The organism is Thalassospira sp. HF15 (genome assembly GCF_011806525.1).
Classification (GTDB): domain Bacteria; phylum Pseudomonadota; class Alphaproteobacteria; order Rhodospirillales; family Thalassospiraceae; genus Thalassospira.
This window is the reverse complement of sequence record NZ_JAAVKI010000005.1, coordinates 44,568-62,513: the sequence shown is the minus strand read 5'-3', so window position 1 is coordinate 62,513 and position 17,946 is coordinate 44,568. Positions and strand designations below refer to the sequence as shown.

Sequence of the window (17,946 nt, the reverse complement as noted above, 5' to 3'; positions counted from 1 at the left end):
GTTTTCAAATTTTCAAATGTGCTTCCGGGCGAACCCGGAAATTGCGGGCCAAAGCCTGATCAGTGGAAGGCAAGCTCTGGCAGGAACAGCGCGATCTGCGGAACGAAGATCAAAATCACCGCTGCAAGCAGCAGCATGAAGATGAAGGGCGGCGTTCCACGGATGACCTCGGCATAGGGTCGCCTGAAGATCGCTATGGCCGTAAAGATGTCACACCCGAACGGGGGTGTGGCAGAGCCAATAGCGACCTGAAGTGTGACCAGCGTACCGACAAGAACCGGGTCCAGACCAGCCGCATTGACAAGCGGCATGAAGATCGGCGTCAGTACCAGAATGACTACAATCGGGTCAACGAACATGCAACCGATGAAGAAGGCAATGCAAATCGCGGCCAAAATGATGTAGGGGTTCGCCCCTTCAAGTCCGAGCGCCCCAATCACATGTTGCGGGATCTGGGCAAAGGAAATCACGAACGAGAATGTCGTGCCAGCGCCCACCAGAATGAACACGACCGCTGTGATCAGCCCGGTTGAACGCGCAATTGACAGCAGTTCCGACCATTTGACCGACTTGAAGATCAGAACTTCAAGAATGATCGCATAGACCACGGCAACAGCCGCGACCTCGGTCGGGCTGACCCAACCCAGATAAATGCCGCCGACAATCAGAACCGGGAACATGATGGCAGGACCAGCATTGATCACGGCCTTGCCGCGTTCCGCCCAGGTCATGCGCGGGATGGTCGGGATGTCGTTCTTTTTGGCGTAGTACATGCAGTACAGCGAGAACATGATCAGAATGAGAATGCCCGGACCAATACCGGCCAGGAACAGCTCACCGATCGAGACTTTACCAACCACGCCAAACACGATCATGCCGATTGATGGCGGGATCAAGAAGGCAATGTCGCTGGCATTGATGATCAGTGCCATGGCGAATTTGTCTTCGTAGCCCGCCTTGAGCATCTTGGGACGCAGCGGTCCGCCCATGGCAACCACGGTCGCCTGTGTCGACCCCGACACCGCACCAAACATCGTGCAGCCAAGGGCCGTTGTGACGGCCAAACCGCCGCGCACATGGCCAACAAAGGTCATGGCAAGGTCAATCAGCCGGTTGGCGGTATGCCCCTTTGTCACAATGTCGGCGGCAAAGATAAACATTGGCACCGCGATCAGCGCGACCGGTGAAATCCCCGTGACCATCTGCTGGATCAGAATGCGTTCAGGGATCGGCATGTAAAACATGAAGGCAACGACACTGGCGGTTGCCAGCGGCACCATCATCGGGAAGCCCAGCACCAGCAGGACCAGCATCACCAGAAGGATTGTTGTACCTAAATCCATTTTTCCATTCCCCCTTACAGATGATGCTCGTCGGCGTCGTCAAACTTGTCCTCAACCTGATAGGACAGGTGCGTCCCCGGTTTGAGGATATTGGTCAACGCTGCCAGAACAAACTGAATGCCTGTAACGCACAGGCCAAACGGCACGATCAGAACGGTCAGGTAATAGGGGATGCGTAAGGCCGGGGTCAGACGGTTTGACGTGATCAGGGATGAAACATAATCAAGCGAATACCACGCCAGAAGGAACAGCAGGCAGGCCGTGCCAAGGGTAATGATGATCATCATGATCTTGCTGGCACGCGGCCCAAGCATATCGGTAAAGGCCGACATGCGGATATGGCGCCCCATGCGGGCGGCCTCGCTGATGCCGACAAAGGTCACAAGAATGATCAGAAACTGATTGAGTTCTTCGGAAAAGAAGATGCTCGAATTGAAGCCCAGACGCATGATCACATTGGCGACGGTATTCACCGCCATGATGATGATGCTCCATCCAAGAAGCTGTCGCTCGACAACGGACAAGCCGTGATCAAGTTTTCTCAGAATACCCAACGCCCCGCCGCTCGGAGCGGGGGCCTCCCCGTTTGAACCTGACATAGAACCTCCTTGATGCGCGTGCGAGACATTGTTGTAGAACGTACTGTGTGGTTGTTTGGTTCCCTCCCACACGGGCTGTCGTTCGCTTCACGCCGGTTCAGTCAGAATAAAAACGCTTTGTGATGGTTCAATCAGATTTTTGTCATGACACAAAATCAATACATCACGTCGAAGGCATGAACGCCCGGCATCTGATCCATGGTGTGACGAATTTGGATCAGGGCGTGATGCGCGGTCGGCGTATCAGGTGCACCGCCAAGGCAGATGCGCATGGCATTTGGCCGGGGCACTTTGACCGTCATGAACGGGTCGGAAATCGTGACCGCAACCCCGTTTTTCCGCAGTTCAGAGGCAAACCATTCTTCCTGCCAATGTTCGGGGATGCGGACCCAGGCGCTGAGTGATGTCGGGTGATGGCGGACGACCGCATCCCCCAGAATGTCGGCGACCAGTGCCTGACGTTCGCGCATCAGGGCGCGCTGAACCGTGACGGCCTGATCGACCGTGCCATCGGCAATCCAGCGTGCGCCTATCTCTGCCATCAGTGGAGTCCCCATCCAGCCGGTGACGCGCAAAACGCTGCTGGCGCGAATCGACAAGTGTGCCGGAACGGTCAAAAATCCGGTTCTGAGGCCCGGCATGACGACCTTGGTCAGGCTTGAAACATGAAAGCCAAGCTTGGGCAAAAAGCTTGTGATCGGTGGCAGATTTTCTTCGAGAAGCGGGCGATAAACATCATCCTCGATGACGTAAACGCCATAATGTTCGGCGATTTCGGCGATGCGTTTGCGCCGCTCCAGCCCCATCAGGCAATTGGTCGGGTTGGTGAAGATCGGGGTCACGACAAGCGCGCGGACCTGTCGCGTGCGGCATTCGCGTTCAAAGGCATCGGGCAAGATGCCCTCGTCATCGGTGGGAAGGGCACCGAGCTTAAAGCGCAGGATGCTGGCCGATCCGATCACGCCATGATCGGTCAGGCTTTCGGTAAGCACGACGTCATCGGGCTGAATGACAGTGGACAGGGCGGTAAAGACCCCCTGTGCCGCGCCATTGGTGATCAGAAGGTTCGGGATCTCGACATCGACCCCCATACCTGCGAGCCAGGTGCGGCCGATCTCGCGGTGGTACTCGAAGCCTGCGACCGGGCGGCAGCTTTCCATCCAGCTGTGATGGGGTTCTTCGGCCAGTTTGGCGTGCATCTGACGCGACAGATCATTATGGAAATCGGTATAGGCCGCCCGCACAATGGAAAGATCAATCAGATCGGGCTGGCGACTATCGAGAATGAAGGACGATGCCCGGTCTGTCAGGCGGGCCTGAACAAAGGTTCCACGTCGCCTTTCGGATCGCAGATATCCCTGTCTTTCGACTTCCTTGTAAGCGGCACTTACGGTTTGGACACTGACTTTCAGGCGGTAGGCCAGTTCACGGTGTGTTGGCATCCGAACGCCATGTCGAAGTCTGCCTGCTTCGATATCGGTGATGATTGCTTCGACGAGGGCCTTGTATTTTGGACCTGTTTCGCCACTTAGGTCGATTTCAGGTAACCACATGTTTCTATTTCCACCCCTGATGTTTTCGCGACCCTAACATGCCGGGTGGGGTTCTGTGTAGGCCTTGATACTAATTTGTCATGAGACAAAACTAGCATTGACCTGATGCAGGAACATTTCAACACTTTGCGCGTTCACCTAATGTGATCTTGAAATCAAGCGTTCCGATCTGAGTGCCTTCAAGCGTGTTGGCGCCGGTCGTTGAGTGCGATAACACGGGAGACTTCGATATGAGTCTGAACAAACTCCTTAAGGCGACCCTTTCTGCCGCTGCGCTGTTTGCGGTTGCCGGAACCGCCGCCCAAGCAGAGGAATGGAAATTCGCCCACGAAGAAAGCCCGGGTGATGTTCAGGACCTTTATGCGCAGGAATTCAAACGCCTTGTCGAAGAAAAGACTGATGGCGATGTGAATGTGACCATCTACACCTATGGCCAGCTTGGTACCGAGAACGACATTACCGAGCTGACTGCAGCCGGTGCTGTTCAGTTCTCGAACGCATCGCCGGGCCACCTTGGCACCTTTGTTCCGGAAATTCAGGTCTTTGGCGTTCCGTACCTGCTGTCGCAGGATAACGAGGTAAACAAGAAGGTTCTGTCTTCGAGCCCGACGATTTATGACGGTCTGTCGAAGGATTTCGAGTCCAAGGGGCTCAAGCTTTATACCATGTACCCGGAAGGCGAAATGGTCTGGACCACCAAGAAACCGGTCGAAAAGCCGGCTGATTTCGATGGTGTGAAATTCCGCGTCATGACCTCGCCGATCCTGATCGAGACCTATAAATCATTTGGTTCCGATCCGGTTGCCCTTCCGTGGGGTGAGGTTTATTCCGGTCTTCAGACCAGCGTGGTCGATGCACAGGTAAACCCGATCTTCTTCGTTGAAAGTGCGAAATTCTACGAAGTGACCGACTATCTGATCTATGCCGGTCAGCAGCAATACACCACCACCGTGGTTTCAAACGCGGCGTTCTATGACGGTCTGTCGGATGAACGCAAAGAGATGCTGGCAGAAGTTAAGGCCGAACTGGATGACTTCATCTATGAAGCCCAGAAAAAGGCAAACGACGAAGCCCTTGCCCGCATCAAGGAAGCCAAGCCGGAAATCGAAGTTATCCGCTTGAGCGATGAACAGCGTGCGGCCTTCAAGGAAGCGTCCAAAGGCGTTGGCGCAAGCCTTGTTGAAGAAGTTGGTGGCGATACCGAAGAAGTGCTGAAATCGCTTCGTGAAGAATTCGGTACCGCAATGTAATTTGAATTCCCCGACTTAACGGGATTTCACAAAACCCCCGCAGGCGATGCTTGCGGGGGTTTTTGTTTGTGCCGACTATACGTTTTGACGTCAGGAAATCTGGACTGAATGGTCGGTTGATACATCCCTGCGATGCTCACAACATCAAGTGTGCTGCGTCAGATACGTGCCCTGTCCGGGGATCGGACTGTGGTGATGAAACTGACGTGAAAGGATTTGGCTGTGAATATGTTCAATCTGCTTCAGGGTATCCGTGACGCTCTTTTCCCGGCGATTATGTTTGCGTTGCTGTTGCTCGGCTCGATTGTGAGCTCACCAAAGGCTGAGGTGCGCAATCCCAATGGTGTGCCGATTTCCAAAACCGAACTGGCTGAGAAATCGCCGGATGCGGCAGCGGTGACCGTAGAGGATGCGCTGAGCAACTCTGACAATTCCGACGTCGTTGCCGGGGTGACCAACAAGGGGGCCGCGCCCTATTTGAACCTGTCTGGTTCGGATGGTGCCGGTTCGATCTGGTGGAAGCCGGCAACGAAAGGTGGAAACGCCGAAATCAAACTTACGATCATCAATGCATCGGGCAGTCCGACCGCCGAGTGCACGGTGTCGTCAAAAAAAGGTGCCGATGGCAAGTTTGAAACTGCCTGCTGATGACCTGATTTCTGGCGCGCAGACACAAAAACAGGGGCCGGTCATGGGCCCGGCCCCTGTGCACCGCCGCGTCGGGAAGAAGGTATGACGCGGCGGCTATCGGTTATGTCGTAGTGGTATCAGTCTGGCTTATTTGCCAGCGGCAACTTCGTCGGCAACCGCATCAACGGCCTGTTTGGCGATGTCGATAACCTTGTCGACCTCTGCCTTGGTGATGCAAAGCGGCGGTGCGAAGCCAAGGATGTCACCATGCGGCATGGCGCGTGCGATCATACCACGCTCAAGGCAGGCGGCTGAAACGCGCGGACCGATTTTCGCATTCGGATCAAAGCGTTCCTTCTTGGTTTTGTCTGCGACAAACTCAAGGGCCGCCATCAGGCCAACGCCGCGTGCCTCGCCAACCAGCGGATGGTTGTCAAAGGTTTCATGCAGGCGCTGCTGGAAGTAGCCACCGGTTTCAGCCGAGTTGCCGGTCAGGTTTTCACCATCGACAATATCAAGGTTGGCGTTGGCCGCAGCCGCGCAAACCGGATGGGCCGAATAGGTCCAGCCATGGCCGATCGGGCCCATCTGATCAGAACCCTGTTCGAGCACTTTCCAGACGCGTTCGCCAATGATCACACCCGAAAGCGGCAGGTAACCCGACGAGACGCCTTTGGCAATCGTGATCAGGTCCGGCTTGATGCCATAGTGAAGCGAGCCGAAATAGGACCCGGTACGGCCAAAGGCAGTAACGACTTCGTCAGCAACCAGCAGGACGTCATATTTGTTCAGAACGGCCTGGATTGCTTCCCAGTAGCCTTCCGGCGGGGTGATGATGCCGCCCGTGCCCATGACCGGCTCGCCAATGAAGGCAGCAACGGTTTCCGGACCTTCGCGCAGGATCATTTTTTCCAGATCATCGGCACAACGTTTGGCGAATTCTGCCTCGGTTTCACCGGCCTCTGCGTTCCAGTAGTGGTGCGGGCAGGTGGTGTGCAGGATCGGTGCACGCGGCAGGTCAAACGCGTTGTGGAAGGCGGCAAGGCCGGTCAGGCTGCCGGTCATGATGCCCGAGCCGTGATAGCCGCGCCAACGCGAGATGATTTTCTTTTTCTGCGGCAGGCCGCGGATGTTGTTGTAGTACCAGATCAGCTTGATGTTGGTTTCGTTCGCATCCGAACCGGACATGCCATAATAGACGCGCTGCATGCCTTCGGGTGCGCTTTTGACGATACGATCCGACAGACGAATGATCGCTTCGTTACTGTGACCGACATAGGTGTGGTAGTACGCCAGTTCCTTGGCCTGGGCATAGATTGCATCGGCAATTTCGGTGCGGCCATAACCAACGTTTACACAATACAGACCGGCAAACGCATCAAGGCTTTCCTTGCCTTCGGTGTCGTGGATATAGATGCCCTTGCCGCCATTGATAATGCGGTTCGGGGTTTCGCCAGCCGCGTGCTGACGCATATGGGTCGACGGATGCATGAAATGCGCCCGGTCCATTTCCTGCAGGTCAGCAGTGGTGTTTTTGATGACATTCATTTTAATTCTCCCATGTGAATGCGGTTGATGCCCTTGCGCGCATTACGCTTTGTAAGCAGCGCAGACGTATTTCAGTTCGGTAAATTCTTCGAGGCCATGGCGCGATCCTTCGCGACCCAGACCGGATTGCTTGACGCCGCCAAACGGGATCGGCGCGCCGGTGATTTTCACGCAGTTCAGCGCAACCATGCCGTATTCAAGTGCATTGGAAACACGTGCCGCCCGGTCGTTGTCCTTGGTCAGAAGATAGGCAGCAAGGCCATATTCGCTGTCATTGGCCTTGGCGACGACTTCGTCCTCGGTGTCAAAGACCATGACGGGTGCGACCGGACCAAAGGTTTCCTCGCGATAGATCTGCATGTCTTCGGTGACATCGGCAAGCAAGGTCGGGGCAAAGAACAGCCCGCCCATTTTCTTGCCGCCGGTGACAACGCGTGCGCCTTTGGCGCGTGCGTCTGCAACATGTTCTTCGCATTTGGCAACCGCACGGTCATGCATCAGCGGACCGATTTCGACATATTCCTCGATGCCGTTGCCAACCCGCAAATCTGCGATGGCCTTGGCGTATTTATCAAGGAAGTCGTCATAAATGTCGCGCTGAACATAGATGCGGTTCGCAGCAAGGCAGTCCTGGCCGCTGGTGGCAAATTTGGCGTTTACCGCGTGTGCGACGGCCTCATCGAGATCGACATCATCAAAGACGATGAACGGCGCATGACCGCCCAGTTCCATCGACATTTTCTTGATCGTCTGTGCGCCCTGGGACAGCAGCAAACGGCCAACTTCGGTCGAACCAGTAAAGGACAGTGCACGGACTTCGGTGTTGCCGCAAAGCTCGCCCACGACCGGGTTCGGATCGCCGGTGACGATGTTAAACACACCCGCCGGGATACCGGCACGTTCGGCCAGTTCGGCCAAAGCGGTTGCCGAGAACGGCGTTTCGGTGGCCGGACGCACGATCATGGAGCAACCCGCCGCCAGTGCAGCAGCAGCCTTGCGAGTGATCATGGCGCACGGGAAGTTCCACGGGGTTACCGCCGCGGTGACACCAATCGGTTCGCGTTTGACCGACATATTGCGACCGGGCAGGTGGGATGTGATGTTTTCAACATTCACCCGTTTGGCTTCCTCGGCGTAAAATTCGACAAAGCTTGCGGCGTAATCAATCTCGCCGCGGGCTTCGTTGATCGGTTTGCCCTGTTCAAGGGTCATCAGAAGGGCCAGGTCTTCCTTGTTTTCGATCAGAAGATCATGCCAGCGGCGCAATGCGTTTGCGCGTTCCTGCGGCAACAGGGCGGCCCATTTCGGGAAGGCTTCCTTGGCGGCCGCGATGGCCTTGCGGGTTTCGGAGATCCCCATGTTCGGAACGGTGCCGATGAAGCTGCCGTCAAACGGGTTGGTGACTTCGATGACTTGCAGGTTATCAGCCGAGCACCAGCGGCCATCAATATAGGCATGTTCGCGCAGCAGACGCAGATCGGACAGCTGGCTAAGCGATACGCAGCGTTGTTCCTTTGATTGTGCCGTCATGGTGGCCTCCTTCCTTGAGCTTGGCGCGGTTTGCACGAAGCGTGTCATTGAACTGGGAGGAAGGTAGCAACGGTTGATCAGAGGAGGTGTCCGAACTCCATGCCATTTGATGCGTTTTTTTTGGCCCGAGGTGGCAAAAAACGAATGTTTTTTCTGCCAGTGGCTAAAAAGCGCAGAAAATCAATCTTCTGCGTCGTCGAGATATTTGCGCATTTCCCGCTTCTGGCGCTGCTTTTCTATGACGGTGCGGATGATGATGACGGCAAAGAACAGGACCACCACGCTGGTTGTCATCGGAAAGGCGACCGGAATGCCCACGACAAAAACAAGCGCACCCACGATGCTGCCGCCCACAAGGGCGACAAAGCCACCCAGCATGACAATGGCGAGCAGTCCGGCAAGCAGGATAGAGGCGATCTTGTTCATGGGGCAGGGATCACAGGTTCATTTGGTACAAGGCAGGGATGACTGCGCAAAGGCCGTCATCCATTGTCGTTGGTGCGGTTGGTGAGCTGTTTGGTGGTTTGATCAAGCCGTTCGGCCAGAACGCGGATCAGCTGGTTGGAGACAGCCTGGTCCTGTCGGACAAGGCCAAGGAATTCGGCCTTGTCGAGTTTCAGAACCGTCATGTCTTCGACAGCACGGATCGTGGCGGAACGCGGTGCATCAACCAGAAGCGCGATTTCACCGATGACTTCCTTGGGGTGGACATCACGCAGTTTCAGGGTCTGGTGTTCATCGGTGGTCAGCCAGATCTCACCACGTCCGGAAATGACGATAAAGGCAGCATCGCCCGGATCCCCCTGTTTGACGAGAACCTCGCCATGTTTGAAGGTCAGGCGTGGGCTGGTAAAGGCCAGCAGCTTGACGACACTGGGATCAAGCCCGGCGAAAAGCGGGATCGTGCGCAGCAGCCGGACTTCCTGATCGATGTCACCGCTTTCAGGAGCTGCGGCATCGTCTTCGGCATCCTCGGTTGTCGTCTCGCCTTCATCTGCAATGCTGCGACGTTTGACCAGTTTGCCGTTTGACATCTGCAAAAGCGTATCGAACTTATCCCCGTCATGATCGTCATCATCAACCCAGACCAGACTGGTATGATCACTTTCACCGGTAAGGTAATTGATAATGCTTTCGCGGGTTTCACGGTCAAGGGCAGACAACCCTTCATCAACCACCAGAAGATCCGGGTTCTTGATCAGGGCACGGACAAGCGCGATTTTCTGACGCAGGGTCTGGGACATGCGACTGCCGCCAACCCCGACCTGACTTTCCAGACCCAGTGCGACCAGCCCTTCGTAAAGGCCGCCTTCATGGGCAATTTCAAACAGGACCTCGCCAACGCGTTCTTCAGAATTTGCACGGCCATAGGCAAAGCGGCCAAACAGCAGGTTATCAAGGATCGGTGCCGCAGGTGCGTAGCCATCGGCATCGAAGAAGTCGATATATTTCGCCAGTTCGTCTGGCAGATTGGCGCGGACCTTTGGTCGGGCCTGCAAGACAAGTTCACGGAAACCGTCATCAATCACGCGCAAACGGTGACGGGCCGGGGTGAGGTGCATGGCGACATCAAGAAGATGCAACTGGTCTTCCTTGCGCATGTCATCAACCGCCACACCGTCTGTTCGGCGCAGGATGTTTTTGACTTCGGGAATTTCGTCGGCCGAGACAAAGCTGTAGCGGTCAAAGAATTCATGCCCCGGCGGCAGGCCGGTAAACAGTTCGATCATCAGATCGAGCGTTTCACGGCCCATCTTGACCATTTTGTCGTAGAGGCCGTTCTCACGCAGGCTTTTCTGGATATAGGGGTGCGACAGGAAGTCAAACCGTTTGAATTCGGTGCGCGACGGTGTCCCGAACATGATGTTCACACCAACCGGTGCGTTATCATTGTATTTTTCGAAATCATACGGTTCGACAAGATCTGACAACTGCCGTTCGGCCAGAATTTCCTTAAGTCGCGGGCGGACGTCGAGGACCGATTGAACAAGCCCCGGGCGTTCTTCCGGACTGATCCGGCGCAGAAGACCGATGCGATAGATGTCACGATCAAGGCCGACCACCTCAAGCAGGCGCATCAGTTCCTTTTGCAGGTCTTCGCGCGATTCAAAGCCCGGCCCGACATAATCAATCCACTCGGCCGACGGATCATACGGGATGTTGCCCGACAGGTTGATCTCGTCATACATCTCGCGGGTCAGTTTCCAGGGCAATTCGGTTGGATCGCTTAGTTCGATCACATCGACGAATTTGGGATCCGGATAGGGCTTTGTCTTTTCGGGGGCCGCATTGGTGGTGACAACAGCGTTTTCTGTCTTGGCCTCTTTCGGGTCTGGATTGTCGTTGCCCTGTTCGAGCAAGACCGGACGGTGTTTCAGGCCATAGAACAGGTTGTCCGAAATACTGCCATTAAACAGATAGGCGTCTGCCCCGACATAGGCCAGACGTTGCCCAACCACGGCAGCAGGCAGGGTTGAAGCATCCAGATCGGCAAACTGGATGCGCCCGCCACTGGGGTCAAGAATGCGTGCCAGAAGGCGCGCCAATTGTGACTTGCCACTGTCTGATGATCCGACCAAAAGCGCCTTGCCCGGAAGGGGCATGTTGAAGGACACATTTTCAACGACGCGCGTCCCGTCATCATCGGTCCAAGACAGCGCACTGACGTCAAGCGGTCCGGTGAGGGGTTTGGACGTCTGGGCATCAAGCTGATGTTCAGGCGCAAGGTCGCTTAGTTCGAACTGTTCATGAAGCTGTTCGTATTTGATGCGGGCATCGGCAAGGCGCTGATAATAGGCGAGCAGCTCCTTCCAGGGTGCGGACATGTCCTTGTAGGCTGCAAGGGCAGCAACCAGTGCACCGAAACTCAGATCACCGGTGATCACCAAATAGCCACCGATCGAATAGAAGAAGAACGGCGTGATCTGGGCGATGAAGTTGTTGAGGAACTTGATAAAGAACTTTCGATAATAGATTTCCTTGCGGATATCGAAAATCCGGCCCAGGCGCTGGGTGAAATGGGTCAGCTCGAAGCCTTGCGTTTCGTTGGCGCGAATATCGGTCGCCCCGCCAACCGCCTCGCCGATATGTTCGGACATGCGGCGCACATTCTGCACGCGCTGTTTGCCCAACAGATTGACGCGTTTTTGCAGCTTGGGGATCAGGTAGCCTTGCAGCGGATAGAACGCGATGGCTGCCAGTCCCATCAAGGGATCTTGAATAAAAATAAAGGCCGAAATCGTTATCAGAATGCCGCCCTGATAGAGCGGCAATGAGATCGCCTCGCCAAAGAAACCGCCAAGCGGTTCGGCCTCGGCGGTGATCATGGAAACAATTTCGCCCTGACTGGTTTTGCGGAAATGCGGAACCGGGAACCGCAAAACACGATCGAACAGCAAATAGCGCAGGCGCCGCAACAGCCGTTCGGCCATCACCCCGCGATAAACGTTGATGAAATATTTGAACCCGCCATTGACGAAGACAAGGGCCAAAAAAATACCTGAAAGGGCAAACAGGTATTCGATCTGGGTCAGGTCGACACCCAGAATGTCATAAGGCGCACCGGCACCGCCGATGGCTTCGTTGACGATCTGTTTGGGCAGATCAAGCGAGTAATACAGGAACGGGAAAGAGGCCAGCGTGATCACGGTCAAAATGATCTGCTGCAGGCGGCTATGGCGCCATATATAGGCAAAAACCGATTTGGGCATTCGCACGTCCCGTTTTGTGGTTGTGGAACATTTTTGTTCCGTTTGCTCGTTTTATTATTGGGTAGGGTCCTGACCCTAGTGTGCAGGTTATGCGCCGGGTTTGTGATCAACCAAGATCAAAACTTTGTTCCGGTTCAATGAACCCGCAGAAACCATCTGCCACCGCGTCAGGCTGGTCATAGGCCTGATAGTGATACAGCCACATCTTGGCCTTTACGTCTTCAGGCAGGGTTACAAGTTGGTCGTAATGTGCATGTACCCCGGAATGGCGGGGGCCGAGTTCACAATCCTGAAAGATGATATCCGCCTTTTTGTAAAACGGCATATGATCTTTTGGATTGAAGATCGCATCAGTTGTCAGGAAGAATGACTTATCTTTTCCATGCCCGAACAGGGCATAGGAATACATCGTATTTTCCGGTGTGACGACATGGGCAACCGGGATCACATTGAAATGCATGCCCTGCCAGTCAAAACCGTCCTTGGTGTTGAGCGGCACGACATCGAAATAGGATGACAACTTGCTGTTGCCATGGTCGCTGGTCTCAAGGCCGCCGCGCAGGGAATGTTCCCACAGAGGATCGAGCAATTCCTTGACTGCAAACAGCTCTGTGCGATGACCATCAAAGACAAAGTAGTTTGCCAGCGCCATCCATTCCAGACCACCGATATGGTCCGAATGCAGATGGCTGATATAAACGCCATGAAAATCGTTTGGCATGTAACCAAGATTGCGCAGCGAATGGCGCGCATCTGAGCCACAGTCAATAAGCAGGCGCTGTGGTTGGTCATTGCCCGACGGGGTCGTTTCCAGAACCATATTGCTCTGAAAATTGTCAGCGGCCATACAAAAGGCCGAACCTGTCCCCGCAAACGTAAGCTTCATTCCCCGATCTCCCGATATTTTGTCGAAAGATTAGACGAGGTTCATGGCGTTTAACCACCCCCTTTTTATGAGAAATACCTCAATTTTTACAGGCAACCCCAACATGACCGATTGTTCACGATGTTGTGGATGACTTGTTTTGATCGGCTGAAGCGTCTTGCGGCTGTTCGTTCCGCGCGCTGGAAAGTTTGCTCATTTCGGCACGAAGGGCGCGCAGTTCGTTCATAATTTCCCGATGATCAAGCTCAATCACATCACGAGTCTGGGTTTCTTCAACGTCGACATGGCTCGACATCGCATCGACCACAATCGCGATAAACAGGTTCAGCACTGCAAATGTTGTGATCAGGATAAATGGTACAAAGAACAGCCACGCATGCGGATAAGACTCCATGACCGGGCGCACAATCCCCATCGACCAGCTTTCCAGCGTCATGATCTGGAACAGGGAATAAAGCGACGCGCCTATGGTGCCAAACCATTCAGGAAAACCTTCACCGAACAGCTTTGTGGCCATCACCGCTGATACGTAAAACACCAATGACAGTAATGTCAGAACCGAAACCATGCCCGGAATGGCACGCATCAGGGCCTCGACCACCTTGCGCATCGAAGGAACCGTCGAAATCAGGCGGAAGGCACGCAGGATACGCAGGGCACGCAGCACCGAGACGCCCTGACCGGCGGGCAACAGGGTGATGGCAACAATGGTGAAATCAAAAATATTCCAGGCGCGTTTGAAGAATGCCAAGCGATAAACGATCAGTTTCATCAGAAGTTCGACGACAAAGATCGCGACCGCCAACTGATCAAGCGCATGCAGAAAAGCACCGGCTGCATTCATCACCGTCGGGGATGTTTCAAGCCCGAGGATGATGGCATTCAGCGCGATGACAGCGGTGATGAAATTTTGAAAACGGTTGGATTCAACAATCCGGCGAAGAAAGTTCATGGTGCCTCCCGACCAAGCCGGAAAAGGGCGCTTTGATGTGCCGGATATAACCGACGGACAGACTGCGCCGGAAAATAACAACAGGGCGCAGCATCACTGATGATGGTCTGCGCCCTGAATGAGAAATCAGTTCAGGCCCTTGCGGCCCATTTCAAGGAACTTGTCACGACGGCGTGCCTTAAGAACGCCGCCTTCGACATCATCCATGCTTTCGAGTTGCTTGATGATCGCATTTCCAACCCGTTTGCAGGCTTCCTTGGTGTCGCGCTGTGCGCCGCCAAGGGGCTCTGGCACGATTTCGTCGATCACGCCAAGCTGCAACAGATCCTGTGCAGTAAGACGCAATGCCTCGGCGGCAGTTTTGGCTTCGTCGCCGGAACGCCAGAGGATCGATGCACAGCCTTCTGGTGAAATCACCGAATAGATCGAGTTTTCAAGCATCAGAACGCTGTTGGCGACCGCAAGTGCAATCGCGCCACCCGATCCGCCTTCGCCAATGATCACGGAGACCAGCGGCACCTTGATATCAAGGCAGGCTTCGATTGACCGCGCGATGGCTTCGGACTGGCCGCGGGCCTCGGCATCGGCGCCGGGGAAGGCACCGGCGGTATCAACAAGGGTGACAACCGGAATATTGAAACGTTCCGCCATACGCATCAGGCGGATCGCCTTGCGATAGCCTTCGGGACGGGCAGAACCGAAATTGTGTTTTACACGGGTTTCGGTGTCGCGGCCTTTTTCATGGCCGATTACCATTACCGTACGACCCTGCAGACGACCAAAACCACCAATGATTGCTGCGTCTTCGCCAAACTGGCGGTCACCGGCAAGCGGGGTGAAATCGTCAAACAGATTGGCGATATAGTCGGTGAAATGCGGACGGTCCGGATGGCGCGCCACCTGGGTCTTTTGCCAAGGAGTCAGCTTGCCATAGGTGCCTTGCAAAAGCTTGGTCAGCTTTTCCTGAAGGCGGGAAACCTCGTCTGCGATGTTGACTTCGTCATTGCCCGTCAGGTGACGGAGCTCTTCGATCTTGCCTTCGAGTTCGGCGATCGGTTTTTCAAAATCAAGGAAGTTATGCATCAGGGCATCATATCCGACTGGGAAACATTTGGGCGGAACATAGTATATCGACCCGCTACGTCAAGGGGCGACCGATCCGCGGCCCACATTTTCCGTTTATGTAAAGCATCTGGCGCTTAAAGCTATTTTTAATATCACCAGTTTGCACGTTGATGTCGGTGCCGTCCAGTAACCAGATCACACAGACCATAAAGCCCCCGGTTATTAAACAGGGAGACGTATTGGTCGGCGTTGTGATTACGCTGTTTCACTTTCGGGCATCGGGTTTTTTGACAGGGCATAGTAAGGAACGTGGGTTTCGCCCCAATCCTTCAGGGCCAGAATGATGCCGCGCAGCGTTTCGCCCTTGGCGGTCAAGCTGTATTCAACGCGCGGTGGGACTTCGGCATACACTTCGCGATGCACAAGGCCGTCCGCCTCCAGCTCTCGGAGTTGGCGGGTTAACATGCGCTGCGTCACACCGGGCATCAAACGGCGCAACTCGTTAAAGCGTTTGGTGCCGTCAAGCAGATGGAAAATGACAACGCCTTTCCACTTGCCGCCAATCACATCAAGCGCGCCTTCAACCGGGCAGCCGGGACTTCTGTTTGATGGGCAGGTCGCCATGTTCAACCTCTAAATAATCAAGTTCTAGCACAGGTTCTGATCCTGTAAGACGCGGAAAATCACAATAGTATACAAACTGATACTATATGCAAAAAATGTGCGTACTTATTTCAATGGGGATTATGCGTTAGAACTTGGCCATTCACAAATCAAACCTTTGATGAGAAGGAAGGCCAACGATGAAAGCCATTGGTGTTTATACGTCTGCCCCGGTCGAAACCGACGGGTTGTTCACCCAGATCGAAACCGATGCCCCGGTCGCCGAAGGACGCGATATCCTGGTTCGGGTCAAGGGCGTTGCGGTTAATCCGGTCGACTTCAAAGTCCGCAAGGGCAAGCAGGATGACGGTGCGTTCAAGGTGCTTGGTTGGGATGCGGCCGGTGTGGTCGAGGCGGTTGGAGAAGACGTTGCCCTGTTTCGTCCGGGCGATGAGGTCTGGTATGCCGGGGATGTGACCCGTTCGGGTTCCAATGCCCAGCTGCAGCTTGTTGATGAGCGCATTGTTGCACCCAAGCCCAAATCACTTGGATTTGCCGAAGCCGCGGCCTTGCCACTGACCACGATTACCGCGTGGGAGGCGATGTTTGATCGTCTTCTGATCGATCGTACAGCGGTTGAGGCCAATGCTGACAAAACAATCCTGATCATTGGCGGTGCCGGTGGGGTTGGGTCAATCGCCATTCAGTTGGCAAAGCTTGCCGGCCTGAAAGTCATCACGACCGCATCGCGCCCGGAAACCATCGAATGGGTCAAAAAGCTTGGTGCAGATCAGGTGATCAATCATCGCAAACCGCTGGATGAAGAACTGTCGGCCATCGACGTTACCAATGTTGATTACATTTTCTGCACGTCGGAAACCGATCAGTATTTTGATGTGATGACCACCCTGATCGCACCGCAAGGCCGGATCGTGACGATCACCGAGGCCAAGGAAAACCACAATGTGGATCTTCTGAAAGCCAAGTCTGCCAGCTTCTCTTACGAGTTCATGTTTACCCGTTCGATGTTTGAAACGGCCGATATGATCGAGCAGCACAAGCTTCTGACGACGGTCGCCCAATTGGTTGATGACGGCATCATTACCAATACCGCCAATGAAAGCTTTGGTCCGCTGACACCGGAAAGCCTTCAGAAGGCGCATGCGTTGCTGGAAAGCGGCAAGGCCATTGGCAAGATCACCTTTGACGGTATTGCCGACTGATCACGAGGCCTGACGATAACAGGCATCTCAATCTCAGGCCGATCCACGTAACTGTCGCGGGTCGGCCTTTTTTGGTTTGGCAGGTTGCGCGGATAAACCGGTCGCGTCATTGCCGATCAGGGTTGTGATCTGATCACGGATCCAGCGATGCATCGGATGTGTGGTGGTGCGGTCATGCCAGATCAGCGCCATGTCAAAACCGGTGACGGGCAGGGGTGGCGCAAATATCTGGATATGATCGGCGCGGCCCTGTGCAACCCGGCTGGGTACAAGGGCAATCATATCACTGCGTGCGACGATTTCAGGGACAACAAGAAATCCCGGTGCGGATAAGGCAACATTGCGTTTGCGCCCAAGGGCCGCAAGCGCATCATCGGCGGGCCCCTGAAAGCCGCCGCCTTCGGGCGAGACGATCACGTGGTCCAGCGCACAAAACCGGTCGAGATCAAGCGTTCCACTGATTGCCGGATGGTCGGTTCTGGCGATTGCGACATATTCCTCGCGATAGATTTTGCGCATCCGAAGTGTTTCGGGTGCGGTTTCCGGGGTGGAAAGGGCCAAGCCGATATCGCCGCGCGCCATTTGGGCATCGAGTATCGATGTATCAATCGTCCGCCAGGCGACTTTGATGCCCGGCGCATCGCGGCGCAGAATTTCAAGAAGCGGCATCAGGACCGCGTATTGCACATAGTCACTGGCGGCAATCGCAATGGTGGCGGTGATGGTCGATGGGTCAAACGGGCTGTTTTCCGCAATCACCCGGCGCACGCCTTCGAGCGCCTGATGCAGTGGTTCCTGCAATTCAAGTGCGCGTTCGGTCGGGATCATGCCGCGCTGTGCGGGCAGCAATAATGGATCATCCAGCAAATCCCGCAGGCGTGTCAGCCGGGTCGAGATGGCTGGTTGGCTCAGGTTCAGGCGCCTTGCCGCATGGGTGACATTGCGTTCGGCCAGCAGGGTATCGAGCGTAACCAGCAGGTTGAGGTCAAGCTTGCTGATATCTGTCATATTTATACCAGACCAAAAATCATTGAATTTCAAAGATAGCAGAAGA

At 54.9% G+C, this 17,946-nt stretch carries 15 protein-coding genes; 3 read left to right on the top strand and 12 right to left on the bottom strand.

The window, feature by feature from the left end; all coding sequences use genetic code 11:
• Positions 1–59 precede the first annotated feature (59 nt).
• The 3 genes from HED22_RS12255 to HED22_RS12245 form a co-directional block, all read right to left on the bottom strand.
• Positions 60–1,343: a TRAP transporter large permease gene (locus HED22_RS12255; protein WP_167722564.1), complete on the bottom strand. Its 1,284-nt coding sequence runs from the start codon at positions 1,341–1,343 to the stop codon at positions 60–62.
• A 14-nt stretch (positions 1,344–1,357) separates the two neighbouring features.
• Positions 1,358–1,942 (bottom strand): TRAP transporter small permease, encoded by a 585-nt coding sequence (locus HED22_RS12250; RefSeq protein ID WP_254870010.1) that lies wholly within the window; start codon positions 1,940–1,942, stop codon positions 1,358–1,360.
• Positions 1,943–2,097: 155 nt separating this feature from the next.
• The gene (locus tag HED22_RS12245; RefSeq protein ID WP_167722561.1) at positions 2,098–3,495 is read right to left on the bottom strand and encodes a PLP-dependent aminotransferase family protein; all 1,398 of its coding nucleotides are present in this window, start codon (positions 3,493–3,495) and stop codon (positions 2,098–2,100) included.
• 230 nt (positions 3,496–3,725) lie between these two features.
• Between HED22_RS12245 and dctP the strand changes: the two genes are divergently transcribed.
• Both dctP and HED22_RS12235 read left to right on the top strand, forming a co-directional pair.
• Complete coding sequence (gene dctP, locus HED22_RS12240; protein ID WP_167722558.1) at positions 3,726–4,745, top strand: TRAP transporter substrate-binding protein DctP; 1,020 nt, start codon at positions 3,726–3,728, stop codon at positions 4,743–4,745.
• A gap of 222 nt (positions 4,746–4,967) precedes the next feature.
• The gene (locus HED22_RS12235) at positions 4,968–5,393 is read left to right on the top strand and encodes a hypothetical protein (protein WP_167722555.1); all 426 of its coding nucleotides are present in this window, start codon (positions 4,968–4,970) and stop codon (positions 5,391–5,393) included.
• Positions 5,394–5,522: 129 nt separating this feature from the next.
• On the opposite strand, the gene HED22_RS12230 is transcribed toward HED22_RS12235, so the two are convergent.
• From HED22_RS12230 to HED22_RS12195, 8 genes are all read right to left on the bottom strand, one after another.
• Positions 5,523–6,923: an aspartate aminotransferase family protein gene (locus HED22_RS12230; RefSeq protein WP_167722553.1), complete on the bottom strand. Its 1,401-nt coding sequence runs from the start codon at positions 6,921–6,923 to the stop codon at positions 5,523–5,525.
• Between the two features lie 42 nt (positions 6,924–6,965).
• Positions 6,966–8,453 carry an NAD-dependent succinate-semialdehyde dehydrogenase gene (locus HED22_RS12225; protein WP_167722550.1) on the bottom strand — a complete coding sequence of 496 codons (1,488 nt, stop codon included), beginning with the start codon at positions 8,451–8,453 and terminating at the stop codon, positions 6,966–6,968.
• Between the two features lie 180 nt (positions 8,454–8,633).
• Positions 8,634–8,879 (bottom strand): hypothetical protein, encoded by a 246-nt coding sequence (locus HED22_RS12220; RefSeq protein ID WP_167722547.1) that lies wholly within the window; start codon positions 8,877–8,879, stop codon positions 8,634–8,636.
• A 56-nt stretch (positions 8,880–8,935) separates the two neighbouring features.
• The gene (locus HED22_RS12215; RefSeq protein ID WP_167722545.1) at positions 8,936–12,163 is read right to left on the bottom strand and encodes an ABC transporter transmembrane domain-containing protein; all 3,228 of its coding nucleotides are present in this window, start codon (positions 12,161–12,163) and stop codon (positions 8,936–8,938) included.
• A gap of 106 nt (positions 12,164–12,269) precedes the next feature.
• A complete protein-coding gene (locus HED22_RS12210; protein ID WP_254870008.1) occupies positions 12,270–13,049 on the bottom strand; it encodes an MBL fold metallo-hydrolase in 780 nt (259 codons plus the stop codon).
• Positions 13,050–13,164: 115 nt separating this feature from the next.
• A complete protein-coding gene (locus tag HED22_RS12205) occupies positions 13,165–14,001 on the bottom strand; it encodes an ion transporter (protein WP_167722543.1) in 837 nt (278 codons plus the stop codon).
• A 126-nt stretch (positions 14,002–14,127) separates the two neighbouring features.
• Entirely contained in the window at positions 14,128–15,084 is a 957-nt protein-coding gene (locus HED22_RS12200) for an acetyl-CoA carboxylase carboxyltransferase subunit alpha (protein WP_167722540.1), read from the bottom strand.
• 237 nt (positions 15,085–15,321) lie between these two features.
• Entirely contained in the window at positions 15,322–15,690 is a 369-nt protein-coding gene (locus HED22_RS12195) for a helix-turn-helix domain-containing protein (protein WP_167722537.1), read from the bottom strand.
• 179 nt (positions 15,691–15,869) lie between these two features.
• Between HED22_RS12195 and HED22_RS12190 the strand changes: the two genes are divergently transcribed.
• Positions 15,870–16,892 (top strand): zinc-binding alcohol dehydrogenase family protein, encoded by a 1,023-nt coding sequence (locus tag HED22_RS12190; protein ID WP_167722535.1) that lies wholly within the window; start codon positions 15,870–15,872, stop codon positions 16,890–16,892.
• Between the two features lie 33 nt (positions 16,893–16,925).
• Here HED22_RS12190 and HED22_RS12185 read toward each other — a convergent pair whose 3' ends face one another.
• Complete coding sequence (locus HED22_RS12185; protein ID WP_254870005.1) at positions 16,926–17,900, bottom strand: LysR family transcriptional regulator; 975 nt, start codon at positions 17,898–17,900, stop codon at positions 16,926–16,928.
• Positions 17,901–17,946 lie beyond the last annotated feature (46 nt).